The organism is Halobellus sp. Atlit-38R (assembly GCF_003665925.1).
Taxonomy (GTDB): domain Archaea; phylum Halobacteriota; class Halobacteria; order Halobacteriales; family Haloferacaceae; genus Haloquadratum; species Haloquadratum inordinatus.
Genome location: NZ_QXIJ01000002.1, coordinates 280,184 through 299,965, shown reverse-complemented (window position 1 = coordinate 299,965; position 19,782 = coordinate 280,184). Strand labels below are relative to the sequence as shown.

At 64.7% G+C, this 19,782-nt stretch carries 21 protein-coding genes; 11 read left to right on the top strand and 10 right to left on the bottom strand.

What is annotated here, in order from left to right; translation table 11 throughout:
* Positions 1-16 precede the first annotated feature (16 nt).
* From D3D02_RS04105 to D3D02_RS04085, 5 genes are all read left to right on the top strand, one after another.
* Positions 17-475 carry a DUF4212 domain-containing protein gene (locus D3D02_RS04105; RefSeq protein WP_121568705.1) on the top strand — a complete coding sequence of 153 codons (459 nt, stop codon included), beginning with the start codon at positions 17-19 and terminating at the stop codon, positions 473-475.
* Positions 472-2,124, top strand: a complete 1,653-nt coding sequence (locus tag D3D02_RS04100) for a VC_2705 family sodium/solute symporter (protein WP_121568704.1) — start codon at positions 472-474, stop codon at positions 2,122-2,124. The genes D3D02_RS04105 and D3D02_RS04100 overlap by 4 nt, the downstream gene beginning before the upstream one ends.
* On the top strand, positions 2,124-2,585 hold the full coding sequence (locus D3D02_RS04095) for a universal stress protein (RefSeq protein WP_121568703.1): 462 nt from the start codon (positions 2,124-2,126) through the stop codon (positions 2,583-2,585). The genes D3D02_RS04100 and D3D02_RS04095 overlap by 1 nt, the downstream gene beginning before the upstream one ends.
* A 139-nt stretch (positions 2,586-2,724) precedes the next feature.
* Positions 2,725-3,477, top strand: coding sequence for a tetratricopeptide repeat protein (locus tag D3D02_RS04090; protein ID WP_121568702.1), 753 nt, complete (start codon positions 2,725-2,727; stop codon positions 3,475-3,477).
* Positions 3,477-3,776, top strand: coding sequence for a DUF424 domain-containing protein (locus tag D3D02_RS04085; RefSeq protein ID WP_121568701.1), 300 nt, complete (start codon positions 3,477-3,479; stop codon positions 3,774-3,776). Before D3D02_RS04090 ends, D3D02_RS04085 begins: the two co-directional genes overlap by 1 nt.
* A gap of 10 nt (positions 3,777-3,786) precedes the next feature.
* Here D3D02_RS04085 and D3D02_RS04080 read toward each other — a convergent pair whose 3' ends face one another.
* Positions 3,787-5,889: a PAS domain S-box protein gene (locus D3D02_RS04080; protein WP_121568700.1), complete on the bottom strand. Its 2,103-nt coding sequence runs from the start codon at positions 5,887-5,889 to the stop codon at positions 3,787-3,789.
* A gap of 294 nt (positions 5,890-6,183) precedes the next feature.
* Here D3D02_RS04080 and D3D02_RS04075 point away from each other — a divergent pair, with 294 nt between their 5' ends.
* Positions 6,184-6,627 carry a universal stress protein gene (locus D3D02_RS04075; protein ID WP_121568699.1) on the top strand — a complete coding sequence of 148 codons (444 nt, stop codon included), beginning with the start codon at positions 6,184-6,186 and terminating at the stop codon, positions 6,625-6,627.
* Between the two features lie 249 nt (positions 6,628-6,876).
* On the opposite strand, the gene D3D02_RS04070 is transcribed toward D3D02_RS04075, so the two are convergent.
* A complete protein-coding gene (locus D3D02_RS04070) occupies positions 6,877-7,080 on the bottom strand; it encodes a hypothetical protein (RefSeq protein ID WP_121568698.1) in 204 nt (67 codons plus the stop codon).
* 356 nt (positions 7,081-7,436) lie between these two features.
* Between D3D02_RS04070 and sufS the strand changes: the two genes are divergently transcribed.
* The 3 genes from sufS to sufU all read left to right on the top strand — a co-directional run bounded on the left by sufS (position 7,437) and on the right by sufU (position 9,943).
* Positions 7,437-8,714: a bifunctional cysteine desulfurase/selenocysteine lyase SufS gene (gene sufS, locus D3D02_RS04065; RefSeq protein WP_121568697.1), complete on the top strand. Its 1,278-nt coding sequence runs from the start codon at positions 7,437-7,439 to the stop codon at positions 8,712-8,714.
* 126 nt (positions 8,715-8,840) lie between these two features.
* Positions 8,841-9,404, top strand: a complete 564-nt coding sequence (locus D3D02_RS04060) for a mechanosensitive ion channel family protein (RefSeq protein WP_121568696.1) — start codon at positions 8,841-8,843, stop codon at positions 9,402-9,404.
* 116 nt (positions 9,405-9,520) lie between these two features.
* Positions 9,521-9,943, top strand: a complete 423-nt coding sequence (gene sufU / locus D3D02_RS04055) for a Fe-S cluster assembly sulfur transfer protein SufU (protein WP_121568695.1) — start codon at positions 9,521-9,523, stop codon at positions 9,941-9,943.
* A 60-nt stretch (positions 9,944-10,003) separates the two neighbouring features.
* Here the strand turns inward: sufU and radA are convergent, their stop codons facing one another.
* The 5 genes from radA to htpX form a co-directional block, all read right to left on the bottom strand.
* The gene (gene radA, locus D3D02_RS04050) at positions 10,004-11,035 is read right to left on the bottom strand and encodes a DNA repair and recombination protein RadA (RefSeq protein ID WP_121568694.1); all 1,032 of its coding nucleotides are present in this window, start codon (positions 11,033-11,035) and stop codon (positions 10,004-10,006) included.
* A gap of 156 nt (positions 11,036-11,191) precedes the next feature.
* Positions 11,192-12,538, bottom strand: a complete 1,347-nt coding sequence (locus tag D3D02_RS04045) for a hypothetical protein (protein WP_147435570.1) — start codon at positions 12,536-12,538, stop codon at positions 11,192-11,194.
* Positions 12,535-13,200 carry a hypothetical protein gene (locus D3D02_RS04040; RefSeq protein WP_147435569.1) on the bottom strand — a complete coding sequence of 222 codons (666 nt, stop codon included), beginning with the start codon at positions 13,198-13,200 and terminating at the stop codon, positions 12,535-12,537. The genes D3D02_RS04045 and D3D02_RS04040 overlap by 4 nt, the downstream gene beginning before the upstream one ends.
* A 63-nt stretch (positions 13,201-13,263) precedes the next feature.
* Positions 13,264-13,878: a hypothetical protein gene (locus D3D02_RS04035; protein ID WP_121568691.1), complete on the bottom strand. Its 615-nt coding sequence runs from the start codon at positions 13,876-13,878 to the stop codon at positions 13,264-13,266.
* Positions 13,879-13,929: 51 nt separating this feature from the next.
* Positions 13,930-14,802 (bottom strand): zinc metalloprotease HtpX, encoded by an 873-nt coding sequence (htpX, locus tag D3D02_RS04030; protein WP_121568690.1) that lies wholly within the window; start codon positions 14,800-14,802, stop codon positions 13,930-13,932.
* 140 nt (positions 14,803-14,942) lie between these two features.
* On the opposite strand from htpX, the gene D3D02_RS04025 reads away from it, so the two are divergent.
* Complete coding sequence (locus tag D3D02_RS04025; RefSeq protein WP_199723010.1) at positions 14,943-16,067, top strand: 60S ribosomal export protein NMD3; 1,125 nt, start codon at positions 14,943-14,945, stop codon at positions 16,065-16,067.
* A gap of 293 nt (positions 16,068-16,360) precedes the next feature.
* Here the strand turns inward: D3D02_RS04025 and D3D02_RS04020 are convergent, their stop codons facing one another.
* Both D3D02_RS04020 and D3D02_RS04015 read right to left on the bottom strand, forming a co-directional pair.
* Positions 16,361-16,522: a hypothetical protein gene (locus D3D02_RS04020; protein WP_394337708.1), complete on the bottom strand. Its 162-nt coding sequence runs from the start codon at positions 16,520-16,522 to the stop codon at positions 16,361-16,363.
* 427 nt (positions 16,523-16,949) lie between these two features.
* Positions 16,950-18,800 carry an ATP-dependent DNA helicase gene (locus tag D3D02_RS04015; protein ID WP_121568687.1) on the bottom strand — a complete coding sequence of 617 codons (1,851 nt, stop codon included), beginning with the start codon at positions 18,798-18,800 and terminating at the stop codon, positions 16,950-16,952.
* Between the two features lie 217 nt (positions 18,801-19,017).
* On the opposite strand from D3D02_RS04015, the gene D3D02_RS04010 reads away from it, so the two are divergent.
* The gene (locus tag D3D02_RS04010; RefSeq protein ID WP_121568686.1) at positions 19,018-19,440 is read left to right on the top strand and encodes a CBS domain-containing protein; all 423 of its coding nucleotides are present in this window, start codon (positions 19,018-19,020) and stop codon (positions 19,438-19,440) included.
* Positions 19,441-19,568: 128 nt separating this feature from the next.
* On the opposite strand, the gene D3D02_RS04005 is transcribed toward D3D02_RS04010, so the two are convergent.
* Positions 19,569-19,772: a hypothetical protein gene (locus D3D02_RS04005; RefSeq protein WP_121568685.1), complete on the bottom strand. Its 204-nt coding sequence runs from the start codon at positions 19,770-19,772 to the stop codon at positions 19,569-19,571.
* Between the last annotated feature and the right edge of the window lie 10 nt (positions 19,773-19,782).

The following is a 19,782-nucleotide window of genomic DNA, read 5'->3' as shown; positions in this document are numbered from 1 at the left end:
TATTTCGAAGCCACCTATGATAGACAATTCCGGACACGAACAGGACGAGACCCGATCCGACGACGCGGACGGACGCATCGCAACCGACGGCGGGGTCGACACCGACGCCGACGTCGACTATCTGGAGGCCGAAGTCAATCTCCTGAAGCCGAGCACGCCCTTTATGCGCGACCACCTCAAGCAGGTCTGGGCGGGCTTTATCGCCTGGGTGATCCTCACCTGGGGGCCGGTGACGGCGACGTATCTGGCGCCCGAGGTGATGACGCAGCCGATTCCGGTCCTCAACTTCCCGGCGCACTACTTCTCGGTGGCGTTCCTCGCGCCGACGAGTTCGCTGGTGCTGGCGTACCTCTACTCCCGGAGCCGGGACAAACTCGACGAGAAGTACGGTATCGACCACTCCACCGCGGCGGTCGAGTCACAGGACGACGTCGACGCCGACGCGGCGGCGACCGACGGAGGTGAATCCCGATGAGTTCGCTTCTGGGACTCGCGCTGCAGTCGGGCGATCTGCTCCCCGAGGCGCTCGACATCTCGTTCAAGCCGATTCCGGCCGTGATGGTCGTCGCGATGCTTGCGCTGTTCCTCGTGGTCGGCTACCTGTTCAAGGTCGCCGACACCGAGGGGATGTGGGTCGCCGGCCGCTCGATCGGGAACATCGAGAACGGGATGGCGATCGGCGCGAACTGGATGTCTGCGGCGTCGTTCCTCGGCTTGGCCGGGTTGGTGGCGCTGTCGGGCTTCTACGGCCTCGCGTTCATCATCGGCTGGACGGCCGGCTACTTCGTGCTCCTCATCTTCCTCGCGGCGCAGATGCGTCGCTTCGGGAAGTACACCGCGCCCGACTTCGTCGGCGACCGCTTCAACTCCGACACCGCACGCGCCCTCGGCGCGGCGACGACGATCCTCATCGGCTTCGTCTACTCGGTCGGTCAGGCGCGCGGGATGGGTCTCGTCGGCCTCTACGTCTTCGGGACCGACTACGTGACGATGGTCGTCGTGATGATGGGCATCACGGTCGCGTACCTGACCCTCTCGGGGATGATGGGCGCGACGAAGAATATGGCCGTCCAGTACGTCATCCTCATCGTCGCGTTCCTCGTGGCGGTCTACGTCGTCGGCATCGTCAACGGCTACTCGACGTTCCTGCCGCAGATCGAGTACGGGGCGCTCATCAACGACCTCAACACCGAGTTCTCCGAACCCTTCGTGAACGCCTCGTTCTTCCTGTGGATCGCGACCGCGTTCTCGCTGGTCTTCGGGACCTGCGGCTTGCCACACGTCCTCGTGCGCTTCTACACGGTCGAAAACGAGCGGACCGCTCGCCACTCCACCGTCTGGGGACTGTTCTTCATTATGCTGCTGTACTGGGGCGCGCCGGCGCTTGCGGCCTTCGGCGTCGACCTCTACGACGCCTCCCAGTACGGCCCGACGTACGCCGCTTCGGGCGGAATGTCCGGCGGCGAGGGTGACCTCATCGTCGTGCTCGCGGCGCAGCTCTCGAACCTCCCGACCTGGTTCGTCGGCCTCGTCGCCGCCGGCGGCATCGCCGCCGCGATCGCGACGACCGCCGGACTGTTCATCACGGCGTCCTCTGCGGTTTCACACGACATCTACACCAACATCATCAACCCCGACGCGACCCAGCGCGAGCAGGTGCTGGTCGGCCGCGGCACGATCGTGCTCCTCGGTATCATCGTCACGATCACGGCGCTTGACCCGCCGGCGCTCATCGGACAGCTCGTCGCGCTGGCGTTCTCGCTGGCGGCGATCGTTCTCTTCCCGATGTTCTTCCTCGGGCTCTGGTGGGAGAACACCAACCGCGCGGGCGCGCTCGCCGGGATGAGCTTCGGCCTACTGCTGTGGATCGCGGCCGTCGTCAACGACCTCATCCTCCCCTTCAGCCAGGCCTTCGGCGACGTCGTCCCCGCGATCGGCGCGGCGCTGGTCGGCACGCCGCTGGTCTTCGCGATCACGATCGTGGTCTCGCTCCTCACCGAGGAGCCGCCGGAGTCCACGAAGCGGCTGGTCCGGCAGTGTCACAGCCCGAAACCGATGTCTCGCACCGAGAGCGCAGAAGACGTTGCGGCGACCGACGGGGGCCAGACCCCCGCTGATGACTGATGTACGACAACATTCTCGTTCCGACCGACGGAAGCGACACCGCCGAGGTCGCGGTCGCCCACGCGATCGACCTCGCTGAGAAGTACGACGCCACGGTGCACGCGCTCTACGTCATCGACGTCGACGCCACGAGCTACTCGCTGGGGACCGAACAGGTCGACCGGCTCCGACAGGGCCACCTCGACGAGATGCCGGAAGTGAAAGCGAGCGCCGACGCCGCGACCGGCCACGTCGCTGAGGCGGCCGCCGAACGCGGGATCTCCGTCGAGGAACACGTCCGGGCCGGGCAGCCCGCGCGGGCGATCCGAAAGTTCGTCGACGAGAACGAGATCGGCCTCGTCGTGATGGGATCACACGGCCGTTCGGGTCTCTCGCGGGCGCTGCTCGGCAGCGTCGCCGAGAAGGTCCTGCGTGAGACGCAGGTCCCCGTGTTAGTCGTCGACGAGCACGGCGAGGACTGAGCGGTAGCCTCACGCGCGACGTCGTTCTTCCTCGTTCGTCCACCTACTGTTCGTCCGCTCGCTGATTCTGTGTGCATACCGTTCCCCACCGCAACCCCGTGACGCAGTCCTTAACCGTCCTGACCGCAAATTAGGCGGTATGACAAACGGCGAGCGAGACGACCACGAGTTCTCCTCGGGCCAGGGGTTCGACGAGGACTACGAGGAGTTCACCCTCGACCCGCCGGAGCTGAAGGTCGATCCGACGAAGGTCGATCCCGTGGACAGCCGCGTCGTCACGGACGAACTCGACCGGCGAAACATCGCCTCCGATCAGGTCGACGTCGAACAGCTCGTCGACGTCGGGCTCTCGTATATGCAGATCAACCGCTTCGAGGAGGCGACCGAGACGTTCGAGCGCGCGGCGCGCTTCGGCGACGAGGACTCTCTCGAAGCCCAGGAGGCGTGGGTGAACAAGGGCGCAGCGCACGCCGAACTGGAGGAGTGGGACGAGGCGATCGGCTCCTACCGCGAGGCGCTCCGCATCGACGACGACTCCGAACACGCGGCCTCCGCCGAGACGAACCTCGCGTACGCGCTCTGGAACGCCGGCGAGATCGAAGAGGCACTGCGCCACGCCGAGCGCGCGGTCGAGATCGACCCGCGCTTCCCGCAGGCGTGGTACAACCGCGGCTTCTTCCTCCGCGAACGCGGCCTGAACGAGGAGGCCGTCAACGCCTTCGACAACGCGATCCGACTGGGAATGCGCACTGCCGACGTGCTCGAAGAGAAGGCGGCCGCGCTCGAAGAACTCGGGCAGGACGAAGAGGCCGAACAGGCCCAACAGCAGGCCGACGAACTGCGGCAGGAACGCGAACAAGAGATGCTGCAACAGCAACAACAGAACCGGTGATGCTCCTTCGCGAACGACAGACACCGGAAGGACTGCTCGTCTCCGTCTGCGACCCGGAGTGTCTGGGCGAGACCTACACCGAAGGCGACATTTCTCTGGAGGTAACGGAGGCGTTCTACGGCGGCGACGAGGCCGCCGAGGCCGACGAAGCCACTGTCGTCGATAGTCTCACGCGGGCCAGCGTGGCCAACATCGTCGGCGAGCGCGCGGTCTCCGTCGCTGTCGAGGCCGGCATCGTCGACGAGGAGCGCGTACTCGACGTCGACGGGACGCTTCACGCGCAACTCCTCTGGATGTGACGCGGCGCGGCTAATCCGCCGCTCCCGGCCGGGGGAACGCTATCGTGACGACGCTGCCTCTCGGCTCGTTCTCGTCGAAGCGGAGTGTTCCGTCGGCGCGTCCGACGATGAGTTTCACGAGCCACAGTCCGAGGCCGCTGCCGTGGAGCAGTGGTTCGATCTCCGACTCGCCGGTCAGGACCGCGCGCTCCATCTCCGGAATGCCCGGGCCGTCGTCGGCCACTTGCACCTGAACCGCGTCCGGGAGGTTCCGGACCCGGACCTCGATAGCCGGCCGCTCCCGATCGGAGTGGGTCACTGCGTTCTGTAATAGCTCCTTGAGCGCACGCCCCACCGCGCCGACGACGACCGCCACGCGCTGTTCTGGTAACTCGGTCGTGATAGTTGCCGCCGGATGCGACTTCCGCACCGACGACGTGATCTGCTGTGCCACTGTGGCGAGGTCGACCGCTTCCATCGCGGGCGGGTCCGAAAGCACCTTGGTGATCGCCCGTTCTTTCGACGCCATCTGTGTCAACTGATCGCTGTTCGCGCGGATCTTGGCCGCCGCCTCTTGGATAAAGGAATCTGTCGTCCGATCCTGGATCGACTCGGCGTACCCGCCGACGATGTTCATTTTGTTGTTGAGGTTGTGTCTGAGGACCCGATCGAGCACCTGTAACTGCTGTTCTCGCTCTTTCAGTTCGCTTATGTCCCGGATCAACGCGACGACGCCGATGACTGTTCCGTCGTCGTCTTCGAGCGGGAAGACGACGCTCCGAACCGGGCGTCGTTCTCCGTTGGAAGTCGTCTGATGCTCGAATTCGACTCGCTCGCCGGCGAGCGCTCGCTCCATCTGCGGGACGATTTCCGTCGCTACGGACTCCTCGAGCGCCTCCGAGAGCGGCGTTCCGCGTGCGTCGCCGTCGAGGCCGTGAAACGATCGAAACCCGCTGTTCGCGAAGAGGACTCGGTGGTCCGTGTCGACGGCGACGATCCAGTCCGTCGAACTCTCGACCGCGTATTCGTACTGCTTGAGCTTTCGGCGCCGCTCCTTGCGCTCGGTGATGTCGCGCATCGTCGCCACGATACCGACGACCTCGCCGTAGTCGGACCTGAGCGGATAATACCGGATGTCGAAGTGGTGGTCGTCGCCGTCGGGGTCCTGGCGGACCATCTCGTACTGGTGCGTCGTACCCTCGAATACGGCGTCGAGTCGCGGTTCGATCTCCGCGAACTGTTCGGGTCCGAGAACTTCTTTCAGCGTGGTGGTGCCGATATCGTCGTCGCTGAGGCCGTGAAACTCGCGGTAGCGCTTGTTCGCGAAGAGGAGTCGGTGGTCTGTGTCCGCCGCGGCCAGGAGGTCCGTCGCCTGTTCGACGGCGCGCTCGTACTGTTTGAGCGTCCGCTCTCGCTCCTTGCGTTCGGTGATGTCACGCTGATTGACGATGATCCCCCCGACGTTGGGGTCGGCGAGGCGGTTCGTCCCGTAGCTTTCGATCCAGACCCACTCCCCGTCGGCGTCCCGTATCCGGAACTCGGCGCGTGGCCCTCTTCCCGTCGTCGTCAGTACCCTCTCGAGTTGATCGGCAACGCGTTCGCGGTCCCGCGGATGAATGTACTCGAGCGGATTTTCACCGATCAGTTCGTCCTGGCTGTATCCGAGAATGTCTTCCACTGCCGGGCTGTTGTACTGGATCCGCCCGTGCTCGTCGAGGAGGGTGATGAGATCAGAAGACTGCTCGGTGAACGCTTTGAACCGTTCGAGCTCCCGTTCGTACCGCTTCTTCTCGCTGACGTCTTGGACGTACGCGACGAACCGGTCGTCGCCGAGCGACATCGTATCGAGGAGGACGTCGATCCGCCGCCCGTCCGCGTGCACCAACTGATGCTCGCCCCGGGCGCGTCCCGTTTCTTTGACCTTCGCGAGCGACGACGGGATCGCGGCCCCTTCGGGAAGGTCAGTAACGTCTTCGATCGATAGTGAGAGCAGTTCTTCCCGTTCGCGTCCCACCATCTCGCAGGCTACCGGGTTGGCGTCGACGAACTCACCGGCGGCGTCGGTCACGAACACCCCGATCGGGGACTCCTCGAAGTAGGCTCGGTACGGCTCTCCCTCCCCGTCGGTGTTCATATCCCGTCTTTCATCTGTGCGTATAAATTAAATTGGCCCTGTCCCTCATACTGTCGGACAGAACTGTGTGAAACGTATCGGCACCCCGTGGGTGACAACATCATTCACGAACGTCTGTCCGACAGTATCAGAGAATTACAGGTTCGCCCGATGGTGTGACCGAATGCAAGCCCTCCCGAAGTCGCCTTCGACGTATCGACACGTCTTGTCGTAGCATCCTTGTCGTGGGAGATTGGTCCCAGATCGTGATAGCCGAAGTATCAATTAATTAACCGTGATACCGTATCGGTTCGTATGAGCGAAACAACAGAAACCGAGGTTCACGACATTCTCGTCCCGACCGACGGGAGCAAGGCGGCGATGAAGGCCGCGAGGCAAGCGATCGACCTGGCGAAGAAGAACGACGCCACGGTCCACACGATGTACGTGATGGATATGGGTGACGCCGACTTCGTGGCGGTTCCGAGCGACATCGCGCAAACGCGGAAGCGACTGGAAAAGAAGGGACGAGGCTTCACGGACGACATCTCGGAGCTGGCCGCCGAGGCGGGCGTCGACTGCGTCACCGTCGTGAAGTCGGGCATCCCGGAGGACGAGATCATCGAGTACGCCGAAGACGAGGGCGTCGACCTCATCGTCATCGGAAAGCGCGGTCGCTCGGACCCGGACAAGCCCCTCGTCGGGTCGACGACGAACCGCGTTCTCGGCCGGACGGAGGTCCCCGTCCGCGTCGTCTAACCGAGCCGCGGGCAGCGAGCCGTCGACTCATCTATAGTAGCGTTTGCAAGTCTTCACGCACCGAATCGCACGCAGTCGTGCGATTGGCTGTGTACTCAGTTGCAAACGCTACTATACTTAAACGCACAGAACCGCTAATCGCGTTCTCGACGGGGCCATCAGATGGGGTGCTCGCACACTCGCGACGGCTGTAAGCCGGCGTACGACCCCGGTGGGTGGACGTTCACGCTGGGTGGCCCCGACTCGGAGTCACTGGAGATAACCGAGGTCGCTGAGCCGTTCTTCGAGGTCGCCGTCGCTCTCGGCAGCCTCTTGCAGCTGATCGATGTCGTTCTTGTACACGTCGAGCAACTGTAGCGCCGTTCGGAGCTTGTAGTGCACTTCGGTGTCGTCAGTGTTCTCCAACGCTCCGCGGAGAAGCGTCCGGACGGTCTCGATCGTCTCGTCGGTCATCGTGCAGAACCGACGAACACACGATAATAAGTATTATCTTTTTGAGCTATTCTCCCGATGTCTAGACGCCCACGCACCGCAGTTTCTGAATATCCGACAGAGCAGAACGTAAACACCCATTTTGTGGTCGAACGTTTATTCTAGTACACGTCCGAAACGGACTCTTCTGCCGCATCGTCCGCAACGATAGTTGCGTTTGAGAGTCTTCACGCACCGAATCGCACGCGGTCGTGCGATTGGCTGTGTACTCAGTTGCAAACGCTACTATAGCGGAGCGAATCGTCTCCGAACGCATCTCGTGGCACCGACCGCCCGGACCGAAGCCGTGTTAGTGCTGGGACGCTAACGGGTCTTCAATGGGAACGCAGGAAACGTATCCAGTCGACGTCGCGTCGATTCGCGAGGACTTCCCCATCCTCGACCGGAAGGTCGGCGGCGACATCGAGACGCCGGGTGAGGGTCCAGACGACACCCGTCCGCTCGTCTACCTCGACAACGCGGCGACGAGTCAGACGCCGAAATCCGTCGTCGAGAGTATCGTCGATTACTACTACGGCTACAACTCGAACGTCCACCGCGGGATTCACCACCTGAGTCAGGAGGCCTCGGTGGCCTACGAGAACGCCCACGACCGCGTCGCGGAGTTCATCGGCGCCGCGGGACGAGAAGAGATCGTCTTCACGAAGAACACCACCGAATCGATGAACCTCGTCGCCTACGCGTGGGGACTCGCCGAACTCGGGCCGGGCGACACGATCGTCCTGACCGAGATGGAACATCACGCCTCGCTCGTCACCTGGCAACAGATCGCCAAGAAGACGGGCGCGAGCGTCGAGTACATCCGCGTCGACGACGCCGGCCGATTGGATATGGACCACGCGGCCGAACTGATCGACGACTCGACCGCGATGGTCTCCGTCGTGCACGTCTCGAACACGCTCGGGACGGTCACGCCGGTCGCCGAACTGGCCGATCTGGCCCACGACCACGGCGGGTACATCTTCGTCGACGGCGCGCAGTCCGTCCCGACGCGACCCGTCGACGTCGGAGATATCGACGCCGACTTCTTCGCCTTCTCGGGGCACAAGATGCTCGGGCCGACAGGGATCGGCGTCCTCTACGGGAAAGAACACATCCTCGAAGAGATGCAGCCGTACCTCTACGGCGGCGAGATGATCCGAAGCGTCACTTACGAGGACTCGACGTGGGAGGACCTCCCCTGGAAGTTCGAGGCGGGGACACCCGTCATCGCCCAGGGTATCGGCCTCCACGCCGCGATCGACTACCTCGACGACATCGGAATGGAACGCGTCCAGGCCCACGAGGAACTGCTCGCGGAGTACGCCTACGACGAACTGTCGGCGTTCGACGACGTCGAGATTTACGGCCCGCCGGGCGACGAGCGCGGCGGTCTCGTCGCGTTCAACCTCGAGAACGTCCACGCACACGACCTCTCCAGCATCCTCAACGACCACGGCGTCGCGATCCGCGCCGGCGACCACTGCACGCAGCCGCTGCACGACAAACTCGGCGTTCCGGCCTCGACTCGCGCGTCCTTCTACATCTACAACACGAAAGAGGAGATCGACGCGCTCGTCGACGCCGTCGACGACGCCCGACAGCTCTTCGCCTGACGTCGCGTTTCGTCTGCGCTCTCCCCGCTCGCTTCTCCCGGGCTCCGTATTCCGCTCGAACTCGCTGTCTCAGCTCGAATCTACCCCTCCAGAAACACTTTGTGACTGAGTCGCAATGCACCGGCACTGATGTCCACCGTCGCCCGATTCCTCGTCGACACGATCCGGCAGACGCTCTTCGAGTTCGCCGACGGACTTCGGCAGGCCGCGCCGAAGGTCCTGACGGGGCTCGTGTTCCTCGCAATCGCGTACGTCGGGATCCGGGTGCTCACCGGCGTCCTCCGCCGCACGCTCGACGCCGTCTATCCGGACGACCAGCGCCTCGTCGTCGACCTCGGCGTGACCGTCGTGAGTGTGTTCCTGTGGTTCGGAGCGGCGTTGACGCTGCTGAAAATCTTCGGGATGGGCGAGATCGCCGCGAGTCTCGGCACTGCCGCCGGCTTCGTCGCACTTGGCGTCTCCTACGCGCTCTCGAATATGATCGCCGACACCGTCGCCGGCGTCTATCTCCTCAGAGATCCGGACTTCACCCCCGGCGACGAGGTGCAGTCAGACCCCGTCACGGGGACGGTGGAAGCCATCGAACTGCGGAAGACCCGGTTCCGGAACGACGACGGCGACACCGTCGTCGTGGCGAACCGCGACGTCGAAAAGAAGTGGACGCGCCGCACCGCTTCTGCGGACGAGTGATACCCAGGCGACCACGAGGACCGTGGGACACGAATATTGCGACGGCAGCGACGGGCGGCGAGACATTCGTCCCCGGCGGAACCCTTTTGCGCTGCACTGCCCTACTGCCGCCAACAATGGGAATGGGCTCGGATATGTATCGGCAGCAGATTCTGGATCACTACAAGAACCCCCGGAACAAGGGCGAGATGTCCGATCCGGACTTCTCTCACACCGGAGAGAACCCCTCCTGCGGCGATACGATCACGATGAACGTCAGGCTCGAAGACGACGGCGAGACCATCGAGTACGTGTCGTTCACCGGGAACGGCTGTGCGATCAGCCAGGCCTCCGCGAGTATGCTCTCGGAGAAGCTCCGCGGGATGACGCTCGAAGAACTCGAAGCGATGGGCACCGACGACGTCACCGAAATGCTCGGCGTCGACATCTCGCCGATGCGGATCAAGTGCGCCGTCCTCGCGCGACAGGTGGCCCAAGACGGGGCTGCCATCCACGAAGGCGACGTCGACATCGAGGAGACGACGACCGAGGACGACTAACCTCCGTTTTGCTGACTCGGGTGCGCTTCGCGCACCGCTTCGTTGCAACACTGGGTCGTTTTATTCGGGCTTGAGACCGCCGTCTTGGACGCGCATCACGGCCTCGCCGTCGGCGAGGTTCGGCGCGTCGACGAGGCGGACGATACGCTTGTCGCCCTTCGATTTCCGGAGGTAGATACGGAACGTCGAGGTGTGGCCGAGGATGTTGCCACCGATCGGCTGGGTCGGGTCGCCGAAGTACGAGTCGGGGTTCGAGGCGACCTGGTTCGTCACCAGCACGGACGTGTTGTAGAGGTCGCCGATGCGCATCAGGTCGTGCAGGTGCTTGTTGAGTTTCTGCTGTCGCTCGGCGAGTTCGCCACGACCGACGTACTCCGCGCGGAAGTGCGCGGTGAGCGAGTCGACACAGAGCAGGCGGACGGGGAACTCCGCCTCCTCGTTGTCGCGGGCGAGCTCCTTGGCTTTCTCCGCCAGGAGGATCTGGTGGTTGGAGTTGAACGCCTTCGCGACGTGGATGTGATCGAGGAAGCTATCGAGCAGGTCCGCCATCGTCTCGTCGTCGCCGGGCGAGCCCTCGATCTCGCGCCGTTCGAGGAGGTCGGCGATGATCTCGTCGTCGAGGCCACGAACCATATCGTCGATCCGCTCGGGACGGAACGTGTCCTCGGAGTCGATGAAGATGCACGATCCGCCGAGACCGCCGTGCTCGGGCGGCAGTTGGACGTTGACGGCCATCTGGTGGGTCACCTGCGATTTCCCGGCCCCGAACTCGCCGTACACCTCTGTGATGGACTGCGTCTCGATCCCTCCGCCGAGCAGGTCGTCGACCTCGGGGATCCCCCACGAGAGCTTCCCGATCTGCTCGCGCCGTTCGAGCACGGCCGCTCCCGTCTCGAAGCCGCCGATGTCGGCGGCCTCGCGGGCCGCGTTGATGATGTCGGCCGCGGTCGACTCGCCCACGTCGGCCGTGTTCGACATCTCGCCCGGACTCGCGACGGCGATCGCCTGATAGCTCTCGAATCCCGCTTCAGTCAGTTTGTCTGCCGTCGCCGGCCCCACTCCAGGAAGGCTCTCGAGATCGTCTTCTGGCATCGTATCCGGTTCTGGGTCCCACTTGCACATAAACCCTCGTTAACACCAAAGTGAAAGTAAAAACGCAATACTGCGGCGACCCCTAGTGCTCGCGTGGGAGAGGATTCATACCGGAAGAACAGCGCTCGTGACGATTTCGGCTGTGTCGTCGCCCGCCTACGACTCCCGAAGCACAGTCGCCACGTCGGCGCTCGCCGACGGCAGCGCGCGGCAGAGCTCGGCGACGACGACGTAGTCGACGGCGTCGTACGTCACCGACTCCGCAGAGACCGATCCAGAGAGATCCGCGAACCGCCTGTCGGTCCAGCGGATCTCGTTGGCGAACCGCGGCAGTGTGGCGCGCACGAGCAACTGTCCCTGCTCGGCCTCGCGTGCCCCCTCGATGGCCGCGACGGCGTCCGAGCGAAGCGCCGTCACGTCTTCTGCGTCGTCGATCGCGACGTCGTCGCCGTTCTCGATCCGCTCGCGGAGGGACTGGTACGCCTCTAGGTGCGCGAGCGCCCGCGACGCGAGCAGGAGTTCGGTCGCGAGCCGCGGGCCGTCGTCACTGCCGCCCATATCGTCGACACGTCTTCGCGCGTCCCGAGCGAGTTCCGCGAGCGCCCGGATGCCCGCCGTCTCGTCGACGTCGCGGTCGACGAACTCGGTCGGGTCGTCGAGGTCTTCGCGCGGGAGCGACTCGGCCTCCCGCTGGAGACGTTCTCGAAGTTCCTGCCGTGCACGCTCGAAGCGGGGCTCCTGATCCACTTGTTCTCCGAGCCCGCCCCGGAACCGATCGAAGAAGTACGACGCTACCGCGACGCTGACGCGGGCGTATTCGAGGTCGGACGCCATCTCGCCGAGTTCGAGTGACTGTCCGCTAGCGCTCGAGAACTCCTCCGGATGTATCGTCAGCCAGCGCCGGGATCCGCGGATCTCGCCTTCGACTTCGGCGTGGACGACTGCGGCGCGAACCGGGTCGTCGCCGACGTAGGACCACCCGGACACGAACGCGTCGAGGCCGTCTTCGATCTGCGGTACCTCCGCTTCGAGATCCGACCGGGTCAGCTCGGACTCGATGGCGCGCCAGGCGGCCTGGAGTTGGCGGCTGGTCGCTCGCGCGTGGGTCGTGTGCTCGAGGCGGGAGTACGGCGTCTGCGCGTCGTCGGCTTGCTGGAGCGACTCTCTCGCGTGGTCGTAGTCGTCGTTGAGACGCTCTCGGATCACGCCGTTCGGAATCTCCTCTTCGTCGAACGGCGCGGGGACCGCGCCGAGCTTCGACTGCGCCGCTGTGCGATGTTGTTCGATGAAGGACGCCTCGATGTCGACGGGGAACGTCTCGGGAACTGTCGGCGGCTCCTCGTCGGCAATCGCGCTGAGGGCGTCGCCGTCGAGCATCTGCCGGCTGTCGCCGATGATCGGAACCCGGTCCGTACACCCGGCGAGAAGCGCGAGACCAGTAGCGCTCGAGGCTGCGAGAAAGCGCCGCCGACCGAGGTGGCGCCCGCGTGAGGAACGAGTCATCGTTTCACCTCCCCGCTCGTGGGCGTCCGACAGGGGCCGCTCCCGCTTCCCGAACTGTAGCTGTTCACCTGCTCTGGGTCCAATGCGACTGGAATCCGGATCAGGTAGGTCACGACGTCTCGGGCGTCGGCTTCGCAGGCCACGTCGGCGTCGCGGAGAATCCGCGCGTAGTCGGTCTCTATTTCGTGCTCGGTCCAGCGGACCCAACAGAGCCGCCGCTCGTAACACTCGCCGATCGCGTGTCGTTCGACGTACACCGACTGCTCCTCGAATTCTGTCTCCTCGAGGAGCGCTTTCGCTTCGTCGGCGCCGTCGACGTCGGCGAACGAGAGCGACGCTGCGGTTTCGGCGTCGCCGACGAGGGTGTGCCGCCAGTCGTCGATGGGCGTCTCGGTCTGGTCGCCCGACGCCGAATCGGCGCCCGTCTGTGTCTCGGACTCCGACTCGGTGAACACGATCGGCTTCTGCTCCGTGTTCCGAAGTTTCACTGCGGTCGGGTCGAGCAGCGCATCTGCGGGCGGTTCGGCGCCGGGGCCGCTGACGCTGCTTGAGCCGGACGCACCGGAGTGACCCCCGCATCCGGCGAGGGAACCGGCTCCGAGGAGGGCAGCCGTCGATCGAAGGAGGCGTCGCCTGGTCGGCGAACTCGTACTGGAGGGCATCGCGGTAGTACTACAAGAGACGGCGTCAAATAGCCCCGGGGAACCCCGCGGGCGGGGGCATCGTCACTCCCAGGGGTGGCCGCCGTCGCGGTCGGGCCACATCGGATACCAGTAGGACTCGTCGCCTTCGATCTCCAGTTCGCCGTCGAGGACCGAGTCCAGTTTGAACTCCAGGCGTTGCTCGCGTTCTTTCCCGCGCCGAGGGGCGAAGGGGTAGTACGACCCCCGCCGGAACGAGTAGATCCAGTAGGCGCGCTCGCCGCTCCCGTCGTCGCGCTCGAAGCCGAAGACGGCGGCGAGGAGCCGCGAGCCGTAGCCGCGTTCGACGAACTCGTCGGCGGCGAAGTGGACGCTCGTCACGAGGTCTTCGGGGTCGTCGTCGCGGAGGACGACCCACTCCCAGCCGTGGCTGTCCTCGCGGACCTCGAAGGTCGTCCCGGTCTCTTCCTCGCCCGCGCGGAGGATCGCCTCGACCTCGTCGACCGCCGCCTCGAAGTCCGTGCTGTCGACGCCGGAGAAACAGAGGGCGGCGGCGCCGACCGATCGGAAGCCGAGATCGGCCTCCATCGTCACGTAGGCGGTGCTCATCCCGAAGAGGTCCTCGGGATCGGCGTCGCGGGTCGCGTCCGCCTCGGCGTTCGTCCCGAGCACCGTGCGGATCGTATCGAACAGACCCATCAGCTGCCGCCTCCGTTCTCAGCCGCGCTCCCGTTCTCTGTCCGGATCATCTCACCGCGTCTCCAGTTCGCGTTCGAGGTCGCGGAGGCGGTCGACGCGCTTCTCCGTCGCGGGGTGGGTGCTGAACAGTTTGCCGATGACGTCGCTCTTCAGCGGGACGATGAAGAACGCGTTCATCTCCGATTGCTCGCGGAGGTCCTCCTTCGGGACCTTGTCCATCCGGCCGTCGATCTTCAGCAGCGCCGACGCGAGCGCCGAGGGCTTCCCGGTGATGAGCGCCCCGCCGCGGTCGGCGGCGAACTCGCGGTAGCGCGAGAGCGCGCGGATCAGGACGAACGAGACGATCCAGACGACGAGCGACGCGACGATGGCGACGAGGAAGCCGCCGCCCCCGCCCTGGCGGTCCCGGCCGCCGCCGAACCAAAAGCCCATCCGGACGATCATGAACGCGACCGTCGAGAGGAACGACGCGATGGTCATCACCATCACGTCACGGTTCTTCACGTGCGCGAGTTCGTGCGCGATCACGCCCTCCAGTTCGTCGCGGTCGAGCGTCCGGAGGAGTCCGGTCGTCACGCACACGGTCGATTTCTTCTGCGAGCGACCGGCGGCGAAGGCGTTCGGGACGCGCGAGTCGGCGACGGCGACTGCGGGTTTCGGGAGGTCCGCCTGTTGGCTGAGGCGTGAGATCGTCGCGTGCAGTTCCGGGTACTCCTCTTCTGAGACGTTCTTCGCGCCCATACTGTAGAGTGCGAGCTTGTCGCTGAAGAAGAACTGCGCGAGGACGAACGCGCCCATCAACGGGAGATAGAAGAACGAGTCCGTCCACCACAGCGCACCCACGAAGACGAGGTAGAGGGCGAAGAGCAGGAACATCGTCAGGACCATACGGCCCCGGAGTCCCCAGTCGGGTTTCCAGTCCATACCCCGACTATGCCTTCAGCGTAATAAACGGTGTTGGGGGCTGGGTGGGTCCGACGCCCAGTGCGGTCGCCTCTCGCCGTCTCGCGTCTTCGAACGCTCGCCTATTCGTCGCGCTTAACCGCCTCCGTCGTCTACGGTGGCTGATGAGTTCGGGAGACTTCTGCCCGCGGTGTGGGGACCCGGTATCGGAGCGATCAGAACCCCTGCCCGGGGAACCCCGAGAGCGCGACGCCGTCCTCTGTGACGACTGTTACTTCGAGGACTTCGACCTCGTCGACGCCCCCGAGCGGATCGAGGTCCGCGTCTGCTCGCAGTGCGGCGCAGTCTACGAGGGGAACCGCTGGGTCGACGTCGGCGCGCGCGATTACACCGACGTGGCCGTCGAACAGGTCTCGGAGGCGCTCGGCGTCCACCTGAAGGCCGAAGACGTCCGCTGGGGCGTCGAACCCGAGCAGGTCGACGAGAACACGATCCGGATGCACTGCACCTTCAGCGGCATCGTCCGCGGCACCTACCGCGAGGAGAGCGTGACCGTGCCGGTCCTCATCTCCCGACAGACGTGTGACCGCTGCGGGCGGATCGCCGGCGGCTACTACGCCAGCATCGTACAGGTCAGAGCCGACGACCGGACGCCCACTGCCGAGGAGGAGGCACGGGCGGTCGAGATCGCCGAGTCGTACGTCCAAGAGCGCGAGGACACCGGCGACCGAAACGCGTTCATCTCGGAGACGAAAGAGACCGACGACGGCACCGACATCAAGATATCGACGAATCAGTTGGGCGGCGGCGTCGCAAAGCGGATCGTCAGAGAACTCGGCGGGCACGTCAAGGAGTACCCGACGCTCGTGACGGAGGACAGCGACGGCAACGAGGTCTACCGGGTGACCTACGCGGTCCGCCTTCCGAAGTTCACGCCCGGCGACGTCCTCGACCCAAAAGACGACGACGGGCCGGTGCTGGTCCGGAGCGTCCGCGGGAATCTCAAGGGCGTTCGACTCACGACCGGCGACCAGTACGAGGCCTCCTTCGAGGAGGGCGAGACGCCCGACGCGCGGCAACTCGGGACCGTCGACGACGCGGACGAGACGACCGTCGTCGCCGTCGAGGACGAGTACGCGATTCAGGTGCTCGATCCCGACACCTACGAGTCGAAGACGATTGCCCGGCCGTCGTACGTCGACGCCGACGCGGATGCCGTGCCGGTACTGAAAAGCCGCGCCGGACTGCACGTGCTCCCCGAGGACGCGGTCGACGGCGACGAATAACGTCGGTAGCGGCGACGCGGACGGTGGCGACGACAAATTCTGATACTGTCGGACAGACGTTCGTGAATGATGTTGGTACCTACGGGGCGCCGATGATTTTCACATCGTTCTGTCCGACAGTATGAACGGCGACGATACCGAGCGCCGGCGAAAATACCGACACTTCCGAGCGACTACGGAACCACGGAGAGTTCTGAGTGACTACGACCAGGCCGACGGACCACGAGCAGGCCGACGTGCTGGAGACGGTGCTGCGGCTCTCACTCTCGCTAGATCAGTAGAAACCCGTTATGCTAGTCTGCGCTCGCAGACGCGTCCGCTGCTCCGGGCCGCGCCTGATTCTCCCGCACCGAGATACCGTGCCGCACGAGTGCCGTCTCGAACGCGTCCTTCGAGCGGCCCGCCCGCGACGCCGCCTGCGACAGTGTCAGTGTTCCGTTCCGGTACAGGGTCATCGCCGTGTTCAGCCCGTGGGTATACATTGCCGGACAATTATCACCACGTCACTGGGGGTGTTAAGTATTCTGTGAGATACTGTCTCAAACAATCACGGAAACGTGTTAATACAAAACAAATGTACTCCTCATCACCATATCTGAGTTTTATCTTAAACCCAAATTAACGTTCATTACGTATTCGTTTCGGTATCGCGTGGATTCTCTGTGTAGTCACACAATGTGCCGCGCCGATCTCCGCTCTCGATGTATCCTGCCGCCGAGGCGAGCGGTCGGACAGCGAAAGAATTGAATTAGATGCGAGCGTACTTCCACTATGGATCGACAGCAAGTGCTCGCGCTCATTCTCGTTCTCTTGATGGTCGGGTCGTCGTTCGCCTACGGGGCGTCCTTACTCCTCTAACGACCGTCAGACCCACGCTGCCGACTACGTATCGCCCCACACGTCCGACAGCGGGTGGTCCGACTGCCCGTCGTCAGACTCGGATGTGCCCCGGTTCCTCCCCGAACGCGCGGGTCCGCTCGACTGATTCGACCCGTTCGACGAGGAGCGACTCTCGGTGCGGGTCGCCGTCCGATCGCGCGCCGACGACCGATGCCCGCTCGACGTTCGCCGAGACCCTGACTGTCCGCCCGCCGCCACCTGATCGAACTCGGGGAGCTCCGGCGCCGACAACCGATTCACCTGGTCGCGGAACCACGAGGGCATATCGCTTCGCGTGCGCTCGAACAGGTCCAGTAGCGACGAATCCGCGAGGTACGTCGCGCCGTAGTCGTCGGGGGCGCGAACGACCCGCCCACAGGCCTGAATGACCGTTCGGAGTGCCGCCCGGCGGTACCACGACCACTGGCCGTCGTCGAGGCGGCGGGCGACGCGGGAGTCGTTCGTGTTGAGATACGGGGCCTTACAGACGACTTGCCAGCGGCACAGATCCCCGGAGAGATCGAGCGCCTCCTCCATCTTCACCGAGAGGAAGACGTCGGGGTCGTCGGTCGCCTTCCACGACTCTAAGGCGGCGTCGCGGTTCTCGCGGTCGTGCGCCCGAACGCGACCCCCGAGACCGAGCTGTGCGAGTCGGCGTCGGAGCTCCGACTGGATCGCATACGAGTGACAGTGCACGAGTCCCTTCTCGTCCCGGTGCTTCGCCATAATCCGCACGAGCGTCCGCGCCACTTTCGGAAGCGTCTCGTCACGCCGGTCGTAGGTCATCTTCCCCTGCGTGACGTCGTACAGCGGCCGGTTCTCCACCGGGAACGTATGCTCGACGTCGACGAGCGCGACGTTCGAGGGATCGAGGCCGACCCCCCGACAGAACGCCGCCTTGTTCAGGATCGTCGCCGAGAGGAGCGCGAACTTGTTACCCCGCTCCCAGACCGTGTGGTGCAGATACCGCGCGGGATCGAGCGGCTTGATCGTGACCGGACTCCCCTCGCCGTCGGGCTGGTCGACAACCCACGTCGTCGGGCTCTCGGGATTTCGGTAGTCGTCGACGAACCAGGTGAGCTCCGATCGGAGCTCCTGGAGGCGGTCGCGCCGCGCCGCTTCGTCCGGCGTCAACTCGGGCTTCCGCAGCAACTCGTCTTTCGCGCGCTCGCAGACGCCCGCGAGCGTCTCAGCGAACCGCACGGTCCGCTCGACGGGGTCGCCGGCGGCCGTGACGTCGGGAATCCCGACGTCGTCCCAGACGGGAACGGTCCGGGGGTTCAGATCCACCGTCGCGTACATCTCCGCCCACTCGGCGAGTCCGTGCGCCTCGTCGATCACGACGACGTCGCGCTTGCGGAACACGTCCGAGCCCGCGGTCTGCATGAAGTACGCCAGCGTCATCGCCGCGATGCGACGGTTCGAGGCGATCGCCCGATCGGAGAAGTACGGACAGCGGTGCCGGACCGAGCAGTCGAAGCCCGCCTGTCGGACGCAGGGCGCGCGGTCCACCGGCGTGTCGGTCTCGCCGTTCAGAATACAGGTGTAGTTCGACTTGCCTCTGATCACGTTCAGGTCGTCTAAGAGGGGATCCTCGGCGACGTCGTCGAGTTGAGAGACCTGCGGCGTCGTGTAGTAGGCGTCAGTCGCCGCCGCGGGCGCGACTTCGTCGGTCGTCGCCGCCGCGCCCGCGATCGATCGCGCGAGGAGGGACTTGCCGCTGCCGGTCGGCGCGCGGACGAGGACGACGTCGTTGCCGGCCGCGAACGCGTCTCGGATGTCCGAGAGCGCCTGCTCTTGCGCGCCGCGGAAACTCGGGGCCGGAAACGACGGGGGGATCCGATCGGGGTCCACACCCGACCCTGTGCCGCTCTCGGATAAAAACCTTCAGACGGGACCCGGCACAGCAGCACTTGTATCGTAGACGCCGTCCCGCACCGTGTCTGCTGTTCTGCACGCCCACACCTCACCTCAGCAGTATTGCACGAATAACACAATAATTTTCACTATTTGAGAATGACAGGTCCTCCTTTTCTGCCTCCCACGTCGTGTATACGATGGTGTTCGACCGATGACCGTCTCCGACATAATGCGCCACGAAGTCGTAACCGCCTCCCTCGAAACACCCGTCCACGAAGTGGCGACCACGATGCGCGATGAGAACGTCGGCAGCGTCGTCGTCGTCGAGCGCGACGAGCCCGTCGGTCTCATCACCGACCGCGACATCGCGATCCGAATCGCGGCCGACCAGCTCGATGCCGAGGAGATGGACGCCGAGCGGATGATGAGCACGGACCCGGTGACCGTTCAGGCGGACACTGGTCTGTTCGAGCTTTCGACGCGACTGTGCAACGAGGGCGTCCGACGGATGCCCGTCGTCGACGAGGACGGTGCCCTCGCCGGCATCGTCACTCTCGACGACCTCGCGGTCCTCCTGACCGGTGAACTCGGGAACCTCGCCGGCGTCATCGACGCGGAATCGCCGCCGTACTGATAGAGGGTATCGCAACCGTTCAGAGAGTCTCGCCGGACCATACGGGGAGATGTCTATGAGGACGTACGATACCCTATGGACGGACGAACTCCCCCGTTCTGCCGACCCGGCCGGCAAGGAGCCGTTTTTCAGAGGGATTCGACGTCCTCGCTCGTCACGACACGGTCGTCAGGCAGGCGCGCGATGCAGTCGTGACACAGGAAGTACTCGCCGCCGTCGTCGAGTTCGAGGGTCATCCCGCCCGTCGACTCGGTCTCGAACGACCAGAAGTCGCCGATTCCGCCGGCGATCCGCACCGACCGGCCGCACGCGTCGCAAGGCTCGCTCGTCATAGGGGAGCGA

Excerpts from the sequence above, each read along its gene's own strand:
- D3D02_RS04070 (WP_121568698.1), bottom strand. The coding sequence starts at position 7,080 with ATGACCGACGAGACGATCGAGACCGTCCGGACGCTTCTCCGCGGAGCG.
- sufS (WP_121568697.1), top strand. The coding sequence starts at position 7,437 with ATGGGAACGCAGGAAACGTATCCAGTCGACGTCGCGTCGATTCGCGAG.
- D3D02_RS04080 (WP_121568700.1), bottom strand. The coding sequence starts at position 5,889 with ATGAACACCGACGGGGAGGGAGAGCCGTACCGAGCCTACTTCGAGGAG.
- D3D02_RS04105 (WP_121568705.1), top strand. The coding sequence starts at position 17 with ATGATAGACAATTCCGGACACGAACAGGACGAGACCCGATCCGACGAC.
- D3D02_RS04095 (WP_121568703.1), top strand. The coding sequence starts at position 2,124 with ATGTACGACAACATTCTCGTTCCGACCGACGGAAGCGACACCGCCGAG.
- D3D02_RS04085 (WP_121568701.1), top strand. The coding sequence starts at position 3,477 with ATGCTCCTTCGCGAACGACAGACACCGGAAGGACTGCTCGTCTCCGTC.
- D3D02_RS04040 (WP_147435569.1), bottom strand. The coding sequence starts at position 13,200 with ATGCCCTCCAGTACGAGTTCGCCGACCAGGCGACGCCTCCTTCGATCG.
- D3D02_RS04090 (WP_121568702.1), top strand. The coding sequence starts at position 2,725 with ATGACAAACGGCGAGCGAGACGACCACGAGTTCTCCTCGGGCCAGGGG.
- D3D02_RS04020 (WP_394337708.1), bottom strand. The coding sequence starts at position 16,522 with ATGACCCTGTACCGGAACGGAACACTGACACTGTCGCAGGCGGCGTCG.
- D3D02_RS04005 (WP_121568685.1), bottom strand. The coding sequence starts at position 19,772 with ATGACGAGCGAGCCTTGCGACGCGTGCGGCCGGTCGGTGCGGATCGCC.
- D3D02_RS04100 (WP_121568704.1), top strand. The coding sequence starts at position 472 with ATGAGTTCGCTTCTGGGACTCGCGCTGCAGTCGGGCGATCTGCTCCCC.
- D3D02_RS04045 (WP_147435570.1), bottom strand. The coding sequence starts at position 12,538 with ATGACTCGTTCCTCACGCGGGCGCCACCTCGGTCGGCGGCGCTTTCTC.
- D3D02_RS04035 (WP_121568691.1), bottom strand. The coding sequence starts at position 13,878 with ATGGGTCTGTTCGATACGATCCGCACGGTGCTCGGGACGAACGCCGAG.
- sufU (WP_121568695.1), top strand. The coding sequence starts at position 9,521 with ATGGGAATGGGCTCGGATATGTATCGGCAGCAGATTCTGGATCACTAC.
- radA (WP_121568694.1), bottom strand. The coding sequence starts at position 11,035 with ATGCCAGAAGACGATCTCGAGAGCCTTCCTGGAGTGGGGCCGGCGACG.
- D3D02_RS04010 (WP_121568686.1), top strand. The coding sequence starts at position 19,018 with ATGACCGTCTCCGACATAATGCGCCACGAAGTCGTAACCGCCTCCCTC.
- htpX (WP_121568690.1), bottom strand. The coding sequence starts at position 14,802 with ATGGACTGGAAACCCGACTGGGGACTCCGGGGCCGTATGGTCCTGACG.
- D3D02_RS04075 (WP_121568699.1), top strand. The coding sequence starts at position 6,184 with ATGAGCGAAACAACAGAAACCGAGGTTCACGACATTCTCGTCCCGACC.